23 protein-coding genes are annotated in these 19,062 nt (G+C 61.9%); 18 read left to right on the forward strand and 5 right to left on the reverse strand.

The window, feature by feature from the left end:
• Positions 1-26 precede the first annotated feature (26 nt).
• The 5 genes from lgt to ACM61V_RS17845 all read left to right on the forward strand — a co-directional run bounded on the left by lgt (position 27) and on the right by ACM61V_RS17845 (position 4,740).
• A complete protein-coding gene (gene lgt / locus ACM61V_RS17825) occupies positions 27-866 on the forward strand; it encodes a prolipoprotein diacylglyceryl transferase (protein ID WP_419714304.1) in 840 nt (279 codons plus the stop codon).
• Complete coding sequence (locus ACM61V_RS17830; protein WP_419714305.1) at positions 863-2,644, forward strand: chloride channel protein; 1,782 nt, start codon at positions 863-865, stop codon at positions 2,642-2,644. The genes lgt and ACM61V_RS17830 overlap by 4 nt, the downstream gene beginning before the upstream one ends.
• Positions 2,645-2,716: 72 nt before the next feature.
• On the forward strand, positions 2,717-2,992 hold the full coding sequence (locus ACM61V_RS17835; RefSeq protein ID WP_068075194.1) for a metal/formaldehyde-sensitive transcriptional repressor: 276 nt from the start codon (positions 2,717-2,719) through the stop codon (positions 2,990-2,992).
• A 9-nt stretch (positions 2,993-3,001) separates the two neighbouring features.
• Positions 3,002-3,931 carry a CDF family Co(II)/Ni(II) efflux transporter DmeF gene (gene dmeF / locus ACM61V_RS17840; protein WP_419714306.1) on the forward strand — a complete coding sequence of 310 codons (930 nt, stop codon included), beginning with the start codon at positions 3,002-3,004 and terminating at the stop codon, positions 3,929-3,931.
• Positions 3,932-3,966: 35 nt separating this feature from the next.
• A complete protein-coding gene (locus ACM61V_RS17845) occupies positions 3,967-4,740 on the forward strand; it encodes a hypothetical protein (RefSeq protein WP_419714571.1) in 774 nt (257 codons plus the stop codon).
• Between the two features lie 180 nt (positions 4,741-4,920).
• Here the strand turns inward: ACM61V_RS17845 and ACM61V_RS17850 are convergent, their stop codons facing one another.
• From ACM61V_RS17850 to ACM61V_RS17860, 3 genes are all read right to left on the reverse strand, one after another.
• The gene (locus tag ACM61V_RS17850; RefSeq protein WP_419714307.1) at positions 4,921-5,307 is read right to left on the reverse strand and encodes a Cu(I)-responsive transcriptional regulator; all 387 of its coding nucleotides are present in this window, start codon (positions 5,305-5,307) and stop codon (positions 4,921-4,923) included.
• Entirely contained in the window at positions 5,304-7,568 is a 2,265-nt protein-coding gene (locus tag ACM61V_RS17855; RefSeq protein WP_419714572.1) for a heavy metal translocating P-type ATPase, read from the reverse strand. The genes ACM61V_RS17850 and ACM61V_RS17855 overlap by 4 nt, the downstream gene beginning before the upstream one ends.
• A gap of 211 nt (positions 7,569-7,779) precedes the next feature.
• On the reverse strand, positions 7,780-8,712 hold the full coding sequence (locus tag ACM61V_RS17860) for an NAD(P)/FAD-dependent oxidoreductase (RefSeq protein ID WP_419714308.1): 933 nt from the start codon (positions 8,710-8,712) through the stop codon (positions 7,780-7,782).
• Positions 8,713-9,035: 323 nt separating this feature from the next.
• Between ACM61V_RS17860 and ACM61V_RS17865 the strand changes: the two genes are divergently transcribed.
• Positions 9,036-9,203 carry a hypothetical protein gene (locus tag ACM61V_RS17865; protein ID WP_419714582.1) on the forward strand — a complete coding sequence of 56 codons (168 nt, stop codon included), beginning with the start codon at positions 9,036-9,038 and terminating at the stop codon, positions 9,201-9,203.
• A gap of 7 nt (positions 9,204-9,210) precedes the next feature.
• Here ACM61V_RS17865 and copD read toward each other — a convergent pair whose 3' ends face one another.
• Both copD and copC read right to left on the reverse strand, forming a co-directional pair.
• Positions 9,211-10,146: a copper homeostasis membrane protein CopD gene (gene copD, locus ACM61V_RS17870; RefSeq protein WP_419714309.1), complete on the reverse strand. Its 936-nt coding sequence runs from the start codon at positions 10,144-10,146 to the stop codon at positions 9,211-9,213.
• A 4-nt stretch (positions 10,147-10,150) separates the two neighbouring features.
• Positions 10,151-10,543 carry a copper homeostasis periplasmic binding protein CopC gene (copC, locus tag ACM61V_RS17875; RefSeq protein ID WP_419714310.1) on the reverse strand — a complete coding sequence of 131 codons (393 nt, stop codon included), beginning with the start codon at positions 10,541-10,543 and terminating at the stop codon, positions 10,151-10,153.
• Between the two features lie 127 nt (positions 10,544-10,670).
• Between copC and ACM61V_RS17880 the strand changes: the two genes are divergently transcribed.
• The 12 genes from ACM61V_RS17880 to ACM61V_RS17935 all read left to right on the forward strand — a co-directional run bounded on the left by ACM61V_RS17880 (position 10,671) and on the right by ACM61V_RS17935 (position 18,989).
• Positions 10,671-11,351: a c-type cytochrome gene (locus ACM61V_RS17880; RefSeq protein WP_419714311.1), complete on the forward strand. Its 681-nt coding sequence runs from the start codon at positions 10,671-10,673 to the stop codon at positions 11,349-11,351.
• 144 nt (positions 11,352-11,495) lie between these two features.
• Positions 11,496-11,777, forward strand: coding sequence for a hypothetical protein (locus ACM61V_RS17885; protein WP_419714312.1), 282 nt, complete (start codon positions 11,496-11,498; stop codon positions 11,775-11,777).
• Complete coding sequence (locus ACM61V_RS17890) at positions 11,774-12,211, forward strand: periplasmic heavy metal sensor (protein ID WP_419714313.1); 438 nt, start codon at positions 11,774-11,776, stop codon at positions 12,209-12,211. The genes ACM61V_RS17885 and ACM61V_RS17890 overlap by 4 nt, the downstream gene beginning before the upstream one ends.
• On the forward strand, positions 12,208-12,780 hold the full coding sequence (locus tag ACM61V_RS17895; RefSeq protein WP_419714314.1) for an RNA polymerase sigma factor: 573 nt from the start codon (positions 12,208-12,210) through the stop codon (positions 12,778-12,780). The genes ACM61V_RS17890 and ACM61V_RS17895 overlap by 4 nt, the downstream gene beginning before the upstream one ends.
• Positions 12,781-12,873: 93 nt before the next feature.
• Positions 12,874-14,769 carry a copper resistance system multicopper oxidase gene (locus ACM61V_RS17900; RefSeq protein WP_419714315.1) on the forward strand — a complete coding sequence of 632 codons (1,896 nt, stop codon included), beginning with the start codon at positions 12,874-12,876 and terminating at the stop codon, positions 14,767-14,769.
• Positions 14,766-16,019 (forward strand): copper resistance protein B, encoded by a 1,254-nt coding sequence (locus ACM61V_RS17905; protein WP_419714316.1) that lies wholly within the window; start codon positions 14,766-14,768, stop codon positions 16,017-16,019. Before ACM61V_RS17900 ends, ACM61V_RS17905 begins: the two co-directional genes overlap by 4 nt.
• Positions 16,016-16,735, forward strand: a complete 720-nt coding sequence (locus ACM61V_RS17910; RefSeq protein WP_419714573.1) for a PepSY domain-containing protein — start codon at positions 16,016-16,018, stop codon at positions 16,733-16,735. Before ACM61V_RS17905 ends, ACM61V_RS17910 begins: the two co-directional genes overlap by 4 nt.
• Positions 16,736-16,780: 45 nt before the next feature.
• A complete protein-coding gene (locus tag ACM61V_RS17915) occupies positions 16,781-17,227 on the forward strand; it encodes a DUF305 domain-containing protein (protein ID WP_419714317.1) in 447 nt (148 codons plus the stop codon).
• Positions 17,228-17,297: 70 nt separating this feature from the next.
• Positions 17,298-17,693 carry a DUF305 domain-containing protein gene (locus tag ACM61V_RS17920; RefSeq protein WP_419714574.1) on the forward strand — a complete coding sequence of 132 codons (396 nt, stop codon included), beginning with the start codon at positions 17,298-17,300 and terminating at the stop codon, positions 17,691-17,693.
• A 43-nt stretch (positions 17,694-17,736) separates the two neighbouring features.
• Complete coding sequence (locus ACM61V_RS17925) at positions 17,737-18,180, forward strand: DUF411 domain-containing protein (protein WP_419714318.1); 444 nt, start codon at positions 17,737-17,739, stop codon at positions 18,178-18,180.
• Between the two features lie 46 nt (positions 18,181-18,226).
• Positions 18,227-18,601, forward strand: a complete 375-nt coding sequence (locus ACM61V_RS17930; protein ID WP_419714319.1) for a hypothetical protein — start codon at positions 18,227-18,229, stop codon at positions 18,599-18,601.
• 103 nt (positions 18,602-18,704) lie between these two features.
• Positions 18,705-18,989, forward strand: coding sequence for a hypothetical protein (locus ACM61V_RS17935; RefSeq protein WP_419714320.1), 285 nt, complete (start codon positions 18,705-18,707; stop codon positions 18,987-18,989).
• Positions 18,990-19,062: the final 73 nt, after the last annotated feature.

The following is a 19,062-nucleotide window of genomic DNA, read 5'->3' on the forward strand; positions in this document are numbered from 1 at the left end:
CCGCTTAAGTCCGAAAGTCAGTCGTGATGCACCATATTCAATTTGCCGATCTCGGCCTCACCCCCATTGCGCTGTCCCTCGGTCCGCTCGACCTGCGCTGGTATTCGCTTGCCTATATCGCGGGCATCGTTCTCGGTTGGTGGTATTTGCTGCGACTCCTCGCACAACCCGCCGCTCCGATGATCCGCACGCAAGCCGACGATCTGGTGTTCTATGCGACGCTCGGCGTGATCCTGGGCGGGCGGCTCGGATATGTGATCTTCTACGGTCCCGAGATGATCCTCGATCCCCTGCAGATCTTGAAGCTGTGGGATGGCGGCATGTCGTTTCACGGGGGCGCTGCCGGTGTCTCGTTCGCGCTGATCATCTTCGCGCGTCGGCACGGCTTGGATTGGTTGCGTGTCCACGATTATGTCGCCTGCACGGTGCCGATCGGCCTGTTTTTCGGCCGCCTCGCCAACTTCGTGAACGGTGAGCTGTGGGGAAAGCCGTCCGATCTGCCGTGGGCGATCGTGTTCCCGGGAAGCCATGACGGCCTCGCCCGGCATCCAAGCCAACTCTATGAGGCCGGACTTGAAGGGTTGGCACTGTTTGCCGTGCTCGCCTTCTTGTTCTGGTTCACCAATGCCCGCCGTAGGCCCGGTATGCTAGTCGGGGTGTTCCTCATCGGCTATGGCCTGGCCCGGTTCACGGTAGAGTTTTTCCGGGAGCCTGATGCCCAGCTCGTCGGTTTCGCGGCGCGAACCGGCCTCCACATGGGTCAGTGGCTCACCTTGCCGATGTTCGTCGGCGGATTTTACCTGATTGCCGCGTCCGCGGGCCGCAGGCGTCGCTTGGATACAGCGACCACCGTCTCGCAAATATGACCGACCCTCGTCGCATCTTGGTCGCGCAAATCATTACTCGCAGGCGCGCTCGCCTGCTAGTGCGCGACTTTCGGGGGTGGCTGCGCGCCAGCGAAGCATCGTTCATCGTGCTGGCGATCGGCATTGGCGGGGCTGCCGGCCTGCTGAGCGTGGTGCTGGGCGCGCTCGCGCGCACTCTGCAGCACTTGTTGTTCGCGCTACCCCCGAACACCCGATTAAGCGGCGTCGCGGATCTTGGACTGCCGAGCCTAATCGTTCTGCCGCTAGGTGGCCTTGTCTTCACAGCGTTCGGATACGCGACCCGTGCCCGCAAGCGCCGCCTGGTGGACGCGGTCGAGGCTAATGCCCTGCACGGCGGGCGCATGTCGCTCCTGGATAGCCTTGTCATTTCAGGGCAAACGGTTCTCTCGAACGGCTTTGGAGCATCGGTCGGCCTCGAAGCCGCCTATGCGCAAATGGGCGGGGCCGTAGCATCGGTGCTCGGCGGTTGGTTGAAGCTGCGTCGTGCCGATCAACGAACGCTGGTCGGGGCCGGGACGGGCGCGGCTATCGCCGCCGCGTTCGGCGCTCCTCTAGCCGGGGCGTTCTACGCATTCGAGATCGTTATCGGGGCTTACACGCCGTCGGCGATTGCACCCGTGGCCGCTGCGGCTCTGGCCGGTGCGCTCGTCGCGCAAACTTTCGGGCAGCAACCCTATCTGATCGACGCTGCCTCAAGCGTCTCAGTCGAGACGCACCATTACCTGATCTACGCAGGGCTGGGCGCTATCTGTGCGCTGCTTGGGATCGTACTGATGCGCGCCGTGGCGCTGGTCGAGCGTGGAACGCGACGAACGGGGATGCCGGAATGGGCGCGCCCCGCGCTAGGCGGCCTGTTGTTGATCCCGATCGCGATAGTGTCGCCACAGTCGCTCTCGGCCGGGCACGATGCGCTTCACGCTGATCTGGCGATCGGCGCCTCGCTTGGTTTCATCCTGATCGTGCTGTTCGCCAAGAGCGCCGCGTCGATCGTATCGCTCGGATTTGGATTTCGGGGCGGGCTTTTCTTTGCGTCGCTGTTCCTCGGAACGCTGATCGGTCACCTCTTCGCCGAAAGTCTGACATTGATGGTCGGACATCCCGTGGTTGATCCGCGCAATGCCGCGCTCGTGGGAATGGCGGCGTTCGCCGTCGCGGTCGTGGGCGGGCCGATGACGATGGCAATGCTTGTCCTGCAAGCGACGCATGATTTTTCTCTGACGGGGGCGGTCATCGCTGCGTCATTGGTGTCCTCAACCATCGTGCGCGAGCTGTTCGGCTATTCGTTCTCGACGTGGCGGCTTCATCTGCGCGGCGAAACTATCAAGAGCGCGCGCGACGTGGGATGGGTGAAGACCCTTACCGCAGGGCGGATGATGCGAAAGGAAACCAAGCCTACGCCCGCCTCCATGTCGATCGCAGAGTTTCGGCGTACCTTCCCACTCGGATCGACCAGCAGGGTTGTCTTGGCCAACGCGCAAGATGTCTATGCCGGTATCGTAGTCGTACCGGCCGCCTATGCGGAAGGGCTCGATCCGAACGCCAGCGTCGCCACACTCGCCTCCGGGCACGACGTGGTGCTGACGCCGGATATGGACATAGCGGCAGTGATGACAAATTTCGATGAAGCGCGCACCGATGAACTTGCCGTGTTGTCGGCTGATCGTCATGTGCTCGGCGTCGTCTCGGAAACCTATGTCCGGCGGCGCTATACTGAAGAGTTGGAAAAGGCACAGCGCGAGCTTTTCGGCGAGCGTTAAACTCCATGAGCGCCGCCCGAGCCCGACACCAAAGATTGTCATGCAGGCATAGATAGGGTAGGGGGGTATGATATGGCTCACTTGTCCGAAACGAATGCTGATCTGGTGGCGCGCGTGCGCCGAATTGCGGGACAGGTCGGGGCGGTCGAGCGCGCACTACAATCGGATTCCTCTTGTTCCGACGTGCTGCACCTGGTCGCGGCGGTGCGTGGTGCGGTGAATGGCCTCATGTACGAAATCATTGCCGAGCATCTGGAAGCGCATGTGTCCCGCGCAGGGCTCGATGACGCCGAGCGGGCGGCCGGCGCCAAAGAATTGCTGGCGGTGATCCGCCGCTACTCCAAATAGGACTTCCTCATGGCGACATTGCCCGAAATCGAAGCCTTTGCGCACGATCATGTATTCCTGGGTGCGGCGCACGACGACAACGCGCGCCGAACCTTGTGGGTCGTGGCGCTCACCGCCGGGATGATGGTGGTCGAGATTGTCGCAGGATACCTGACCGGCTCGATGGCGCTGCTCGCCGATGGCTTTCACATGGCGACGCACGCGGGCGCGCTCGGGGTTGCCGCGGCTGCCTATGCCTATGCCAAGCGCCATGCCTCCAACCGGGCCTACAGCTTCGGCACGGGCAAGGTCGGCGATCTGGCCGGGTTCGCGTCGGCGATGGTGCTGGGGCTGATAGCGCTCGGGATCGGCGTCGAGTCTATCCTTCGTCTGTTTCAGCCGATCACGGTAGCATTCGGGGAGGCGACGATCATCGCGGTGGTCGGCCTGGGCGTGAACATCGCCAGCGCCTTCCTGCTTTCGGGCGGGCACCATCACGGGCACGATCATCATGGGCACGACCACGGCCATGCTCACGGCGCGCATGGCGGCGACAACAACATGCGTTCGGCCTATGTCCATGTCCTCGCGGATGCGCTGACCTCGGTCCTTGCCATCGCGGCGCTACTGGCGGGTCGCTATTTGGGGTGGGTCTGGATGGACCCGGTGATGGGGATTGTCGGCGCGATCGTCATCGCGCGCTGGTCATGGTCGCTGATGCGCGACACGGCGTCAGTTCTGCTCGATGCGACCGATCATCATGTCGAGGACGAAGTGCGCGAGCTGGTCGAAACGCCCGGGGACGCGCGCATAACGGACCTTCATGTCTGGCGCGTCGGTCCGGAAGCGCACGCTGCGATAGTAAGCGTCGTGGGCGGGCAGGGGATCACCGGTGACGAGATTCGCGCCCGGCTCGCGCCAGTTCACGAACTCGCGCATATCACGGTCGAGTGTCGGTAGAGCCGCGCAGAACCCGACGAAAGGAAAACGCGGTGTTGGAATCGACGAAGCGCGAGCTGGCAAGCAAGGTGCCCGCTGTCACGCTGGGCTTCTGGCTCATCAAGATCCTCGCGACCACGCTCGGCGAAACGGGCGGCGATACCGTCTCGATGACGATGAACCTCGGCTATCTGGTCGGGACTGCCATCTTCCTGACGGTGCTGGTCGCCTTGGTGTGGTGGCAAGTCGCGGCGACGCGCTTTCACCCGTTCCTCTATTGGGCGACGATCATCGCATCGACCACGGCGGGAACGACGATGGCGGATTTCGCCACGCGCTCGCTTGGCATCGGCTACACTGGCGGGTCAGCGCTCCTGCTCGCCTGCGTGGTGGCGTCGCTGATTGTCTGGCATCGAACGCTCGGCTCAATCTCGGTCGACACGGTGCGCGAGCCGAAGGCTGAGTTGTTCTACTGGATCACAATTACATTCTCGCAAACGTTGGGCACTGCGCTCGGCGACTGGACGGCCGATACAGGCAACCTCGGCTATATCGGCGCCGCGATCATATTCGCGGGGCTGCTCGCCGTGCTGGCGCTGCTATATTACACGACAAGCGCTAGTCGGGTGCTGCTGTTCTGGGCGGCGTTCATTATGACGCGTCCCCTCGGGGCTGCAGTCGGCGATTTCCTTGACAAACCGCTGGATCACGGCGGGTTGTCATTTAGCCGGCCGTTGGCGTCCGCTGTTCTGACCGCTGCCATCCTGCTTCTTATCATTGTTCTGCCGCAACGCGCCGGGCAGCACCCGAAGCACGTGGTCCTCGACTGAGCGCGCATCGCTCTGGATCGAACGCTGTCGAGACTGGGGCAGTCTTGCGATGCCGTGCTGTATGCCGGCATAGTGTGGCTAACGAGTCTTGGTACGGCGGCGTGCAACTCTCATCGAGTTCACGGTCACCACGGGCTCAACTTGCGATCTCTCGGCCGTTAGCAGACCTGTAGGATCGGCTCAGGAGGCCAGACGCGCGAGTATCGGACATTCGGGCCGCTCATTGCCGTGGCAGCCTTTTGCCAAGTCGAGCAACGCTTCCCGCATGGCGTTGAGCGCATCCGCCTTCCGCCCAAGGTCGGCGGCGCGCGATTCCGCCAACATCTTGACCTCCGAACTGGCGCGATCGCGATCGGACCACAGACAAAGCAGCTGTCGGATTTCTTCGATCGGAAAGCCGAGATCGCGGGCATTTGCAATAAAACGAAGCCGATGGACGTCGGCTTCGCTGTAGTCGCGATAGCCACTATCCCGCCGCGCCGCCGACGGGATGAGGCCGATCTTCTCATAGTGGCGGATCATCCGCTGCGAGACCCCGCTCGCCGCCGACGCACCGCCGATGTTCATAATGTCACCCGATTGAGGCGCAGCGCGTTGGTGACCACGCTGACCGAGGACAGCGCCATCGCCGCCGCCGCGATGATCGGCGAGAGGAGGATGCCGAAGATCGGATAGAGCAGCCCCGCTGCGATCGGGATACCTGCGGCGTTATAGACGAAGGCGAAGAACAGGTTCTGGCGGATATTGGACATTGTCGCTTCACTGAGCCGGCGTGCGCGCACGATGCCGTTAAGGTCGCCCTTGAGCAGTGTTACGCCAGCGCTTTCAATCGCAACATCTGTGCCCGAGCCCATCGCAATGCCGACATCGGCGGCGGCGAGCGCGGGTGCGTCGTTTACGCCGTCGCCTGCCATCGCGACGATGCGGCCCTCAGCCTTCAATCGCGCGACCACCGCGCTCTTTTGATCCGGCAGCACTTCGGGTTCGACATCGTCGATCCCGAGTTTCCGCCCGACCGCTTGCGCCGTGGTGCGATTGTCGCCCGTCAGCATGACGACCTTTATGCCCTCCTTGCGAAGCGCCGCGATGGCCTCGGCCGTCGTCGCTTTGATCGCGTCGGCAATCGCAAGAATTCCGGCCGCCTGCCCGTCGATGCCGATGAAGATGGCGGTCGCGCCATCCTGGCGCAGTTCGTCCGCCTGCGGTTCAAGGGCGCTGACGTCGATCCCGCTTTCTGACAGGAAACGGGCGTTGCCGAGCGTGATGCGCTTGCCATCCACCGTGCCGATCGCGCCCTTGCCGGTCGGTGAATCAAAATCGGTGACCTCGGGAAGCGCAATCCCCCTATCCTTGGCGGCGGCGACCACGGCCAGTGCCAGCGGATGTTCGGAGGCGCGCTCGACGCCGGCGGCAAGCCGCAGCAACTCGGTCTCCTCGTAACCAAGGGCGGAGATGATGCGGGTGACCGATGGCCGTCCCTCGGTCAGCGTGCCTGTCTTGTCGACGACCAGTGTGTCGACCTTCTCCATCCGCTCCAGGGCTTCGGCATTCTTGATGAGCACGCCAAGACCCGCGCCCCGGCCGATGCCGACCATGATCGACATCGGCGTCGCCAGCCCCAAGGCGCAGGGGCAGGCGATGATGAGGACGGCGACGGCGGCGATCAGGCCATGGGCGAGGCGCGGCTCCGGCCCCCAGATACCCCATACCCCAAAGGCAATGAGCGCGATCAGCAGAACGGCGGGCACGAACCATCCCGCGACCTGATCGGCCAGTCGCTGGATCGGTGCCCGCGAACGCTGCGCGTCAGCGACCATCTGGACAATGCGCGCGAGCATCGTGTCGCGGCCGACCTTCTCGGCGCGCATGACGAGCGCGCCGCTCTGATTGATTGTTCCGCCGATGACAGCGTCGCCGAGCGCCTTCGTGACCGGCATCGACTCGCCCGTCACCATTGACTCATCGAGCGAGGATCGGCCCTCCTCGACCTTCCCATCGACCGGCACCTTTTCGCCCGGTCGAACACGGAGACGATCGCCAACGGCCACTTGGTCAAGCGATACCTCCTCGTCATTACCATCGGCGCCAATGCGGCGCGCGGTCTTGGGCGCGAGGTTGAGCAGCGCCTTGATCGCGCCTGAGGTCCGTTCTCGGGCACGTAGCTCGAGCACCTGTCCCAGCAGCACGAGAACGGTGATGACGGCGGCGGCCTCAAAATAGATTGCGACTGTGCCGTCCATCATCCGAAACGCTGCGGGGAAGATCCTCGGAGCGAAGGTTGCGACCACGCTATAGGCCCAGGCCACGCCCGTCCCCATAGCGATGAGCGTGAACATGTTGAGGTTGCGCGTCCGGATCGACACCCAACCGCGTTCAAAGAATGGCCAGCCTGCCCAGAGTACGACCGGGGTTGCCAGCGCGAATTGCAACCATCCCGATAGACGGGCCGGCACAAGATTGTGCAGCGCCGGGAACAGGTGGCTGCCCATCTCCAGGACAAAGACCGGGATGGTGAGCAACAGCGCGATCCAGAAACGCCGGGACATATCGAGCAGTTCGCCGCTTGGCCCGGTGTCTGCCGTCACGAGGTCCGGCTCAAGTGCCATGCCGCAGATCGGGCATGGCCCGGGATGGTCTTGGCGGATCTCCGGGTGCATCGGGCAGGTCCAGATCGCGCCTGGTTGGGCGACCACCGCCTCTGTGTCACCCGCGGACAAGTAGCGCACCGGGTCGGCGGCAAACTTCGTGCGGCAGCCGGCGCTGCAGAAATGATAGTCCTCGCCGTCATGCGAGGCATGATGTGGCGTTGCCGTGGGATCGATCATCATGCCGCAAACCGGATCCTTGGCCGTCTTCGCGTCGGCGTCGCCGCCGTGTTTGCCCGCGCAGCAGCCGTGCGCACCAGAATTGCTCGCTGGAAGAGGATCAGTCACAGGCTCGTCTCCTTATCGACGAAGGTCAATCTGGGGTCTGACATCATGTCAGGGTCAAGCCCGGCCCACATTTATTTTTGCGCGCGTACCTTGGTGCGTTCCCACGTCAGCCGGACAATAGATTGTGGATGGCCGTCGCGGCCTTGGCCGCCTGACCTGCCGCGACCGCAATTTGATCCAGCCCTTCAACCATGTCGCCGGCAGCAAATAGGCCGCCGACCGTCGTTTGCTGATGCTCGTCAACGACGATGCAACCTGCCGGGCTCCGTTCAGCGCCAGCCATTCGCGCCAATTCTGAGCGAGGAGAGGTTCCAAGGGCAACATATAGCGTGTCGAACGGGAGCAATTGGCCATCAGTCAAATGGGCGAGCAAATTCTCTCCATCGATCGACAAGTCCCGGATTGGCGCGCGTTCGACCGCAATACCGCCTCGAGCCAGATCTGCCTCTTCGGCTTCCGAAAGTTGCGAGCCGTCTTGGGCGAGCAAGGTCACGGTGTCGCTGTAGTGGCGAACGAACAGAGCCTCGGCCGCACCATGATCGGAGCAGCCCAGCACGGCCACTCTCTTGCCGCGGACCTCATAGCCGTCGCAGATCGGGCAATAGCGTATCAGCCCTTGGGCAACGGCTCGATCATGCGGTTCCTGCTCCATTCGCGGTCGATGATTTGTCACGCCTTGGGCAAGTAATATTGTTCGCGCACCGAAGATTTCGGCTTTCGTTTCGACGACGAAACCATTCTCGACCCGGTCGATGCGCTCGACCTCTCCGGTGACCAATTCGGCACCGTAGCGGGCGGCATGTTGATGCATACGAACAAGCAGATTCCCGCCAGAGATACCGTCTGGAAAACCGAGGAGGTTATGTGTCGTCGGTATGGAGGACGCGCGGCCATCGCCAGCATCGATGACCAGCGTAGAACGCAGAAACCGGCCTAGATAGGTTGCGGCTGTCAGCCCCGCGGGGCCGCCGCCTATGATCACGCAGTCGTACATGCCTGCCTTTCGCTGACCTTGGTCGTCACTGGTATTACGCGGCACGCCGCTCCTTCCCTCGAAAGCGTGCGCGTTCCTCGAAAAAAGCAGTGGCCCGCGAGGGGTAAGCCCCGTCGCTGCGTAAATTCAGATGAAGCCCATCGCCAACAGGATGGACAGCTCAGGTGCCCACGGGTCGCAGCGTGGCGCGGGGGCGAGCGGACGTGGGGAAGACGGGTTGGAATTACCGATCGCGCTCCATTGTCGCTCGCCCCGGAACAACCACATGTCGCAGCGTCAGGGGGCGAGACACCATCATCGACGGGGGAAGATGGAGACCTGCAGCCCTTTTTCGGTCTCGATGGGCCAAGCGCTTTGGGTGATCATGGTTGTCGCTGGTCTCCCGCTGTACTCATGTTGGTGGTCGGGCTTATTATCTCGCGGACCTGGAAATCGCCTATCTTCCTTATGGCAAACTCGAACGGCACAAGGAGGCGATTTCCCGTTTTGGCTCGGGCTTGAAAGCGATCAAGGCGATTTCGCGCGCGCTACCTTGACGCCGGATTACATCCCGGAGGCAGGCGGGGCCAACATCCCCAACCAGGCAACGAGGGCAAGAATGGTAACGGCGCACCCGGTTTCGATTGCGAGGCTGCGGCGGAGTGACCCTATCGCCGAGGATGTGTTGCCGGTTTCGATAGCCGCAGCAAGGGAGGGCGTCAGGAAGAAGCGATTGGCGGCGGCCAGAATCAACATGACGCCGAACAGGATCAGCTTCCCTGCCAGCAGTAGACCGTAGAGACTGGTAAAAAGTGATCCGAGCTTCGACGGTCCGATCAGAATCCAACTGTTGATGAAGCCCGACAGGATCAGCAGCGCCACGACAGCCGATCCGACTTTTGCAAAGCCGTCCAGCGCGCGGTGGGAGAGGTGGATATGATCTAGCGCCATGCGGGCGGCAGGGCGGAAAATGAGAAGGCAAAGGGCCAATAGGGCTCCTACCCAAATGGCCGCGGCCCACAGATGGGTGATGTCGGCGCCAAGATGGATCCATCCCCGCAAGCCTTCATCGGCAGCGCCATGACCGGTCCAGGCCAAGGTTGCGAGAGCGACAGCGGCGGTAGCAGATAGAGACCACAGCGCGAAAGCGGGGCGACGCCATCCGACGATGGAAAAGTACAGCACGAGCAGGAGGGCCGCTACCCGTACTTGCCAGACCGTACCGATCGCGGTGCCTGATATCAGAAGGTTGACCGTGGCGCGGTCCACCTGATCGATCGGCATGCCTCCCATCGAGGCCGCCAGGACTATCATGCCCAGGATCGATAATCCGATGCCGGCAAGCGCGATCGTCGCCAATACCGAGCGGAAACGCAGGACCGAGCCGGATGCTCGCTCGGTCCCGCGCAACGTATAGAGGCCGAACAGCGGCAATCCGAAGAGGAGCATCAGGTCAAGATAAAGCCCGAGCCTGACCGCGATTGCTAAGATGTCCGGCACGCTCTTACTGGACCTTGAAGGTATAGCTGCCCTGAACGCGATGGGTGTCGGTAGAGACGACGTGGTAGTCGACCTTGTAAGTTCCAACCGGCAACGGCTTGGCAAGCGTGGCCACGAGCGTTTTGCCATCGGCGGCCACAGTCGCCGCGACGCCGTTCATCTTCATCGGACCCATCTTCATGCCGGGCATTTCGGTCATCGTCAGGTCGATCCCCGAGAACTGCGCGACCAGCGCCTCCGAGAAGACGAGCTGGATCCTCGTTGGGGATGCGCCGACAGCATTGGCTGCCGGGCTCGCGCTATTGAGCTTGGGATGTGCCTGAACAGCGGTAGCGGCGAGGACAGACGCCGCCATGGCGACGGCAAAAGCTGTTTTACGAAACATCGATTTCTCCATGGGCGGCGATACTGCCGACAAAGCGATTTACGCACCGCGTGGCGCGACCCCTCATTTAGCTTCCAAGATTTCTTCAATGTCGGGAGGCCTACGGGTTCGCACCAGAGATCTGCGCGGCCGATGAGGGATGAACGCGCGCCGTGCGTATGCTCAATTGGATGCGTGCGAGATCACCGAGGATCCAGGGACGCATTCTGCTCGGGAGGACGCGATGGAAAATTCGAGGACAGCATGGCTGCGGAGGCATTTTCCAAGCGTAGGCTTTATTGCCGCGACCGGCTTAGTTGGCGGAGCGCTTGCTGGGATCGTCGTGTATGTCGGTGCCTATGACATAGGGGCTGATGCGCCGCACACGAAGCCGGTTTATTGGCTCATAGAGCAGCTCCGTGATCGTTCGATCGCCGTCCGGTCACGCAACGTGAGCGTCCCAGCCAACCTAGCGGACGTGAAACGGCTGCAGAGCGGCGCAGGACTTTACACCGAGATGTGCAGCGGCTGCCATCTCGGGCCGGGTTTGGAAAAGTCCGAGATCAGCCAAGGTCTCTATCCCAGGGCTCCGGAGCTTTTCCGGGAACAGCAGCGATCGGTAAAGGCGCAATTCTGGATCATCAAGCATGGGGTCAAGCTGACCGCGATGCCGGCCTGGGGTAAAACGCATAGCGATGAACTGATTTGGGATATGGTCGCCTTTGTGCGGAAGCTACCGCAGATGACCCCGGCCCAATATCAAGCCGCAATTGCCAGCGCGCCCGAAGACCATGACGCGATGATGATGGATATGCCCGGCATGAAGAAGACGATGCCATAACGATGTGGTGCTTACCCGGCAGGCGCTGGCAGTCGGGCTCCGCTCAGGACAGCGGTGCTTTGACGGACAGACCGATAGAGGGAACAATGGGCAAGGTGGGTCCGGCGCCAGCGCGCCCTACCAAATAAGAGATCGGATTTTGCGATGAATATGGATTTAGATGGGCTTTTGGCCCGCTTGCGAAACGAACCGGGACATCCGGCCCTTATCGGTCTGGAAGAGGCCGTGTTCAGGCGCATTGCCACCCTGCCGCAGGTTTCGGCCGCTTCTCAACTCAGGCTCGGCGCGGTGGCCGCCTTTGGCGCGGTGTTGCTCGGTATCGCCAGTAACGGATTCACGCCACCTGCCGAGGCATCGGTAACACTCTCGCCTTTCGGGCCATCCAATCCGCTTGCTCCCTCAACCCTGCTGGCGGGCCCACAATGAAGCCGAAGCTGCTCGTTCTGATCGCAATCGTCGCCTTCGTTGCGGCCGTTGCGGGGGTGTTCCTGGGTCGCTACTTCTTCCCGCAGCCCAAGGCAGCCGGGGTCGAACTCCACGACGTATTGCACAGCAAGCTGGATCTGGACGACCGTCAGAAGGCTCAAGTCGAGCTTCTTGAGCAGCGCTTCGCCGTGCGCCGACGCGCACTGGAGCTTGAAATGAGAGCGGACAATGCGCGTCTCGCAGCCGCGATCGAAACCGAACATGGTAACGGACCGCGGGTCGCGGTGGCCGTCGATCAGTCGCATCAGGCGATGGGTGCGCTGCAAAAGGAAACACTTGGTCATATCTTCGCCATGCGCCAGATCTTGCGCCCTGATCAGGCCAAGACCTTCGACCAGGCGGTGGTACATGCGCTCACCGACGATGTACGGTGAGTCTGGATCTTCAGGCGTGTTCGGATGGTGAACTTGCGGCGCTGACGCTCGCGGGGCGGCAGTCAGCCTTCGCGGAGATCATGCACCGACACCAGGCTGCGATATTCCGCTTGGTGCGTGGCCTCGTCGGAAATGCCGAGGACGCGCTTGACCTTACCCAGGACTGCTTTGTATCCGCGTTCAGCCATCTGCGAAAATATGATGGTGCGCGGCCGCTACGGGCTTGGCTGTCCCGGATTGCGATCAACAAATGCCGCGATTGGCGGCGCCGACAGAAGGTGCGGCAGCTTTTCACCTTCGGTTCTGCTGCGTCCGACGACGAGATCGAACAAGTGCCGGATGAGGCACCTTCCGCACATGCCAATGCTGACGCGAAAATGCAGCTCAAGCGAATTGCGGCCGCTATCAGCGCATTACCTGCTCCATTGCGAGAAGTTCTGTTGCTTCGCACCGTCGAAGGACTGAACCAGTCGGAAGCCGCAACCGCGCTCTCGATCAGCGGCAAGGCGGTAGAGACGCGTCTCTACCGGGCGCGGGCGCGCCTTGCAGAAATCTTGGCCGAGGAATGAGGGGTGCGCCCCGCTCGCGCGTAAGGAGAGAGAGATACCGCGTTCCAGCGTCTTTGCGGACCCGGAGTGCTGCAGGTTGAACAAGGAGATAGTATGCCCCCGGTATTGAACCGCCGCGACCTTTTCCGCGGCGCCGCATTGACCGGCGGTGGTCTGGCACTGTCGGCCTGGATGCCGGCATGGGCTCAGCCCGTTTCGGCCGGGATCGTGAAGCCGCTCCCGACCGTCACCGGCAACGATATCACGCTCAAGATCGCGCATCAGATGATGATGATCGATGGCCGGGAAAGCCATGCGATCGGTATCAACGGCACAGTGCCCGCGCCCCTGATCCGGTTGCGCCAGGGCCAGACGGCGCGTCTGTCGGTGATCAACGATCTCGATGAAGACAGTTCGATCCATTGGCATGGCCTGCTTGTGCCGTTCCAGTTCGATGGCGTGCCCGGGATCAGCTTCCCCGGCATCAGGCCCAAGTCGACCTTCGTTTACGAGTTCCCCATCGTCCAGGCCGGCACCTATTGGTATCACAGCCATTCGGGGTTGCAGGAGCAGATGGGCCATTATGGGCCGATCGTCATTGACCCGGAAGGCGAGGATCCGATCCGATCGGATCGCGAGCATGTCATCGTGCTTTCCGACCATAGCCAGATGCACCCCCACGCGATCTTCCGGAAGCTCAAGCAGGCCGGGGGAGGCTATTTCAACTACCAGCGTCAGACGCTTGCCGGTCTCCTGGCCGGGAAGGATCAACCGCTCAAGGAACGCCTGGACTGGGGCAAGATGCGGATGGACCCCACCGACGTCTCCGATGTCACCGGTTCGACCTACACCTATCTCGTAAATGGGCATGGTCCCCGGGACAATTGGACCGCGCTTTTCAGGCCGGGCGAGCGGGTTCGACTGCGTTTCGTCAACGCCTCTGCTATGACGACATTCAACGTCAGGATTCCCGGCCTCAAACTGACGGTCGTTCAGGCAGACGGCCTCAATGTCAGGCCCGTCGAGGTCGATGAATTCCAGATTGCGGTCGCCGAGACCTATGACGTTATCGTCACGCCAGCGGATGACCGCGCCTACACGCTGGTTGGCGAATCCGTCGATCGGTCGGGCATGGCGCGCGCCACCCTGGCCCCGCGCGAAGGCATGACAGCCGAAGTCCCTCCGCTTCGCAAACGGCCCCTCGCCAACATGAAGGACATGGGGATGGGGGATATGGACATGGGGGGCATGCCCGGCATGGACCACGCAGCGATGGGACATGACATGTCGGCGGGCGGAACCGCCGCGGGTGGTATGGCGGGCATGGACATGGGGTCCGGTGCATCGATGCAAGGCATGGATAAGACGGCGGGTGGTTCCATGGCCAATATGCCTGGAATGGGAGCCCCTGCCGGTGATGCGATGGGCGGCATGGCGATGGGTGGAATGGGCGGCATGAATATGCGCGACGCCAGCAAAGCCCCGCAGGTCAAGATGGGGCCTGGTGTACAGACGATCTCGACCATGCCGATGGATCGTACCGGAGAGCCCGGACAGGGCCTTGAAGATGTCGGGCACCGCGTCCTTGTCTATCGCGATCTCATGGCCGTGGAGCGCAACCCGGATGTCCGGGCGCCCGATCGTGCGATGGAGATCCATCTAACCGGGAATATGGAACGCTATATGTGGTCGTTCGACGGGGTGAAGCTCAGCGACAAGCGCGAGCCCATTCCGTTTATCGAAAACGAAAGGGTCCGCGTCACGCTCGTGAACGACACGATGATGTCGCACCCGATCCATCTTCATGGACATTTTTTCGAGTTGATGACCGGGCATGGCGAATATTCGCCGCGCAAGCACACGGTCAATGTCGCCCCTGGAGGCAAGGTAAGTTTCGACGTCACCGCAGATGCGGTCGGCGACTGGGCGTTCCACTGCCATATGCTCTATCACATGCATGCCGGGATGATGCGCGTCGTCTCTGTCCGGCCTCGGGGAGAAGCCGCATGAAGTCGCTTCTCCTCCTGATCGGCGCGGTGCCGCTCGCTCTCGCGGTACCGGCCAGCGCACAATCGATGCAAAACATGCCCGGCATGAACATGCCGATGGCTCAGCCGCCAGCAAAGAAGAAGCCAGCGGCCAAACCGGCACGTCAGGCCAAACGCGCAACCGCCGTGAAGCCGACTGCCAGACCAGCGCCTGCAAGGCGTAGGGCACCCGCTGCGAAACCCAAGCCCGCTATGCAAGGCATGTCGGGAATGGGCGATATGCCTGGCATGACCATGCCAGCCAGCAAGACGCCCCCGGCGACCGATGGCCATGCCGACCATGACATGTCGAGCATGCCGGGCATGGCGATGCCCGCGCCCGCAGGCGGTGCGATGAACCACGCTATGCCGGGCATGAATATGCCTGGCGGCGCAAGCGGTCAGCCGATGGAACATGACATGTCGTCGATGCCCGGGATGGCAATGGACGGGCAGATGGCGGGTCATGGGGCAGGGGGCACGAGCCTTGCGCCGGGTGACGCGCCGGCGCCCGCCCCTCCGAAAGATCACTATGCTGATCGGATCTATCAAAACGGAGCAATGGCCGATTCACGCTCCATGCTGCACAACGAACATGGCGGCAGCTCATCCTCGATGATCCTATTTAACCTGGCCGAATATCAGGTCCGCAACGGACGTGACGGCTACCGTTGGGATGGTGAGGCGTGGTTCGGCAAGGATCTCGACCGGCTCGTGGTCAAGACCGAGGGCGAGGGGGCTTTTCGCGAAGGGGTCGACAGTGCTGAGGTTCAGGCGCTCTACAGCCGGGCGCTGGATCCCTATTGGAACGTGCAGGCCGGCGTCCGGTATGATTTCAAACCCAATCCCTCCCGCACCTACGCAACGATCGGCATCGAGGGAGTCGCGCCTTACTGGTTCGAAACGGAAGCAGCCTTGTTCCTGTCGAATAAGGGCGAGGTGCTGGGGCGGATCGAAGGCTATTATGACCAGCGCATCACGCAGCGACTGATTCTGCAGCCCCGGGTCGAACTGAACCTCTCGGCTCAAAATGTCCCTGAGACACGGATCGGATCGGGGCTGTCCAATGCCGAGCTGGGGTTGCGGCTGCGCTACGAGGTTCGCCGCGAATTCGCTCCCTATATCGGCGTTTCCTACGACCGTAAGTTTGGGCGGACGGCGGACTATGCGCGCGCCGATGGGAAAGACGTCAAGGCGACGAGTTTCGTCATTGGCGTGCGGACCTGGTTCTGAGAAGCACCCGGCTTCGGCTCCACCTCGGGGTTAGCCGCGTCCACCGCTGGCTCGCCCTGATCATCGGTGTGCAGTTATTGCTGTGGTTTTCCAGCGGCCTGATCATGAGCGTGCTGCCGATCGACCGGGTTCGCGGTGAACATCTCGTGGAGCGGCTATCGCAGGCGACGCTTGATCAAGCTCGTCCGCGTGCACCGCTTGATCTCGTCTTGCGCGAGGCGGCCAAGCCCGTGCGTGAAGTTCGATATCGATTGCTCCTCGGACGCGAGGTTGCCGAGGTCGAGCTGGCCGATGGCGCAGTGCTGCTGCACGACGCCGAGACAGCGCAGTCCATTCCACCTCTGAGCGCCGCTATGGCCCGGGTGGTGGGGGTGCAGGCCTACCGTGGGACGTCGCCGCCACCGAGCGTGCGCGCCGTTTCGACCGCGAGCACCGAATATAAAGGGACGCTGCCGGCTTGGCGGGTCGATTTCCCGGACCGCGACGCGACCCATATCTATGTTGCGCAAAACAGCGGTCGAATCGTTGCCGTCAGAAACGGCACTTGGCGGCTCTACGACTTCTTCTGGGGCCTCCACATCATGGATTGGAAAAACCATGAGGATTTCAACACGCCTTGGCTCATCGGGTTTGCCGGTGGAGGGCTCGCGCTGGCGATCGCGGGATCGGCTCTTTTGTATTTCCGCTGGCCGCGAAAGCGTCGCCGAACGGGCTAAACGAACCGCGGAGAGTAGCTGGGCGGGGACCAAAGGAGACGACCAATGATGAAAAATGCGTATGCGAGCCTCGCCCTCCAGACCCTTGTCGGCGGCATCATCATGTATTTGGTGATGTTTGTCATGATCGACAGTCTGGGGAGCTTCTACAACAACCTCAACATGGTCTACATGACGCTGATGATGGTCGCGCCGATGGTGGCGCTGATGATCCTCGCCATGGGCCATATGTTTCCGTCGAAGACCGTAAATGTGGTCCTGTTGATCGGCTCGGTTGCAATATTTGTCGGATCGTTCGCGCTCATCCGTACGCAAACGACGATCGGCGATACGGCATTCCTGCGTTCGATGATTCCACATCATTCCGGGGCAATCCTCATGTGCCGTGAAGCGTCATTGAAAGATCCGGAGATCGTCCGTCTGTGCGGCGGCATCGAGGAATCGCAGCGGCGGGAGATTGATGAGATGAAGGCTATTCTTGCCCGTAAGTAGGTTTCGTAATCCCATTCTCGGAAATTTGCGCGGCCTGGCGAGGGTAATGGCGCGCTCGCGCGTATTAACAATGCGGGGCGATGAGGAGAGAATTGTGAAGAAAATAATCGCCGTCATGATCGTCGGATTGTTGGCCACGCCCGCGATCGCGCAAATGCAGGGCATGGACCATTCGAAGATGGACATGGGCCAGATGATGAACCCCACGCCGGCCAACCCGTATCCGCCGGCCGAGATGGAGATGCATCAGAAGATGATGTCCGCGATGGGCAGCGACGCGACGGAAACCTGGGTTCGAAAGATGATCGAGCATCATCGCGGCGCGATCGCGATGTCACGCATCGTCTTGCGCGACACAAAGGACGCTCGGGTTCGGATGATGGCGAACAAGACGGTTAGCGAGCAGACGCGAGAAGTAGGCGAGCTTCAGGGCTGGTTGAGAGCTCATCGTAAGCGCCCGCAGTAAAGCTTTTCCCCGTCAAAACGAGGGGGGATCACCGAAGGTTTATATGACACTCAAAATCGCTCTTGCTGCGTTCGCCGCGTCTCTCTCGGTCGCCAGTGCCGCGGCTGTACCTATCGTCGTGCATCGCGATCCGGGCTGTGGGTGCTGCGAGAAATGGGCCGCCCAGGTTCGCCAGCAATTCGGCCGGCGCCTATCCATCATCGACGATCAGCAGCGATCCGCCTTTCAGCGCGCGCATGGGGTGCCCGCTCGACGGTCATCGTGCCATACAGCGATCGTCGATGGCATGGTTTTCGAGGGACACGTCCCGATCGCGGACATGAAGCGCGTTCTCGCGCAGCGTCCGCGTGGTGTGAGCGGTCTCGCCGTAGCGGGCATGCCTCTCGGATCACCAGGCATGGAAGTCCCCGGGCAGCCGGTTCAGCCGTTCAATGTCATAGCCTTTGGTGCCGGCCGCGAAACCATTTACGCGCGCCACGGCGGATGAGCATGGCGTTGCTCTTGGATCAATATTGGCGTATTCGGTTATAGCTGTGAAACGTGCCCTTCATCTCTTTCTCCTTCTCGGAGCCCTGATCGGTCTGCTCGGCCAGGAAGGTGCCTTTGCATCGGCGTCGCCTGTGTTGTCCGCACCGACGGTGATGACCGGGATGGCCACGGCAGGGATGTCCGAAGACTGCATGAAGATGATGGCGCAGCAACAGAAGCCTGCGCAGAAACCCTGCAAGGGCATGACGCTCGCCTGCATCGCCGCGATGGGCTGTGTCATTCCCATGGCGGTTCGCAACGACGCACCAACGCTTGCGGTGCCCGCGACTGGTTCACCCTTGGCCTTCTGGACGACCACCACTGTCTTGCACGGCAGTGACCTTACGCCCGAACCGGAACCACCGACGCTCCTTGGCTGATCGAACCCGGCCGTCAGGCCGACAGGATCGTTGCGCCTTTTGCGCACCCAAACATCCCGTCTGATCTGCGGCTACCACGATGATTTGCCAAAGGATTACAGTCATGAAAAACCGTATTTTCTATGCGCTGCTGGGCGTAGCCCTCGCCGCACCCGTCGCCGCATTCGCCGGCGAGCCCGACCACAGCCAGCAGTCTGGCCATTATGAGTGGAAGTCGGTTCCGCAATATGGACCGCGTGCGCCGCTCCAGGGTCAACGGCGCGTCTGGGTGCCGGATGCTCCGCAAATGGCGAACTGCAACTGCGACATGATGAAGATGAGTGCCGCAGACTGCATGAAGGAGATTCATAGCATGGCATCGCCTTCGTCGGCCCCTTCGGCCGGCTAGGCACAGGTTCTGGCCGCTTCAGGTCGCATAGACGGCTAGGCCAGCAGTGGCGGCGGGATGCCCCCCATTCCGC

It is taken from the genome of Sphingomonas sp. TX0543 (assembly GCF_048565505.1).
Taxonomy (GTDB): Bacteria; Pseudomonadota; Alphaproteobacteria; order Sphingomonadales; family Sphingomonadaceae; genus Sphingomonas.

Excerpts from the sequence above, each read along its gene's own strand:
- lgt (WP_419714304.1), top strand. The coding sequence starts at position 27 with ATGCACCATATTCAATTTGCCGATCTCGGCCTCACCCCCATTGCGCTG.
- ACM61V_RS17830 (WP_419714305.1), top strand. The coding sequence starts at position 863 with ATGACCGACCCTCGTCGCATCTTGGTCGCGCAAATCATTACTCGCAGG.
- ACM61V_RS17835 (WP_068075194.1), top strand. The coding sequence starts at position 2,717 with ATGGCTCACTTGTCCGAAACGAATGCTGATCTGGTGGCGCGCGTGCGC.
- dmeF (WP_419714306.1), top strand. The coding sequence starts at position 3,002 with ATGGCGACATTGCCCGAAATCGAAGCCTTTGCGCACGATCATGTATTC.
- ACM61V_RS17850 (WP_419714307.1), bottom strand. The coding sequence starts at position 5,307 with ATGAACATCGGCGGTGCGTCGGCGGCGAGCGGGGTCTCGCAGCGGATG.
- ACM61V_RS17855 (WP_419714572.1), bottom strand. The coding sequence starts at position 7,568 with ATGATGATCGATCCCACGGCAACGCCACATCATGCCTCGCATGACGGC.
- copC (WP_419714310.1), bottom strand. The coding sequence starts at position 10,543 with ATGGAGAAATCGATGTTTCGTAAAACAGCTTTTGCCGTCGCCATGGCG.
- ACM61V_RS17880 (WP_419714311.1), top strand. The coding sequence starts at position 10,671 with ATGAACGCGCGCCGTGCGTATGCTCAATTGGATGCGTGCGAGATCACC.
- ACM61V_RS17885 (WP_419714312.1), top strand. The coding sequence starts at position 11,496 with ATGAATATGGATTTAGATGGGCTTTTGGCCCGCTTGCGAAACGAACCG.
- ACM61V_RS17890 (WP_419714313.1), top strand. The coding sequence starts at position 11,774 with ATGAAGCCGAAGCTGCTCGTTCTGATCGCAATCGTCGCCTTCGTTGCG.
- ACM61V_RS17900 (WP_419714315.1), top strand. The coding sequence starts at position 12,874 with ATGCCCCCGGTATTGAACCGCCGCGACCTTTTCCGCGGCGCCGCATTG.
- ACM61V_RS17905 (WP_419714316.1), top strand. The coding sequence starts at position 14,766 with ATGAAGTCGCTTCTCCTCCTGATCGGCGCGGTGCCGCTCGCTCTCGCG.
- ACM61V_RS17915 (WP_419714317.1), top strand. The coding sequence starts at position 16,781 with ATGATGAAAAATGCGTATGCGAGCCTCGCCCTCCAGACCCTTGTCGGC.
- ACM61V_RS17920 (WP_419714574.1), top strand. The coding sequence starts at position 17,298 with ATGCGGGGCGATGAGGAGAGAATTGTGAAGAAAATAATCGCCGTCATG.
- ACM61V_RS17925 (WP_419714318.1), top strand. The coding sequence starts at position 17,737 with ATGACACTCAAAATCGCTCTTGCTGCGTTCGCCGCGTCTCTCTCGGTC.
- ACM61V_RS17935 (WP_419714320.1), top strand. The coding sequence starts at position 18,705 with ATGAAAAACCGTATTTTCTATGCGCTGCTGGGCGTAGCCCTCGCCGCA.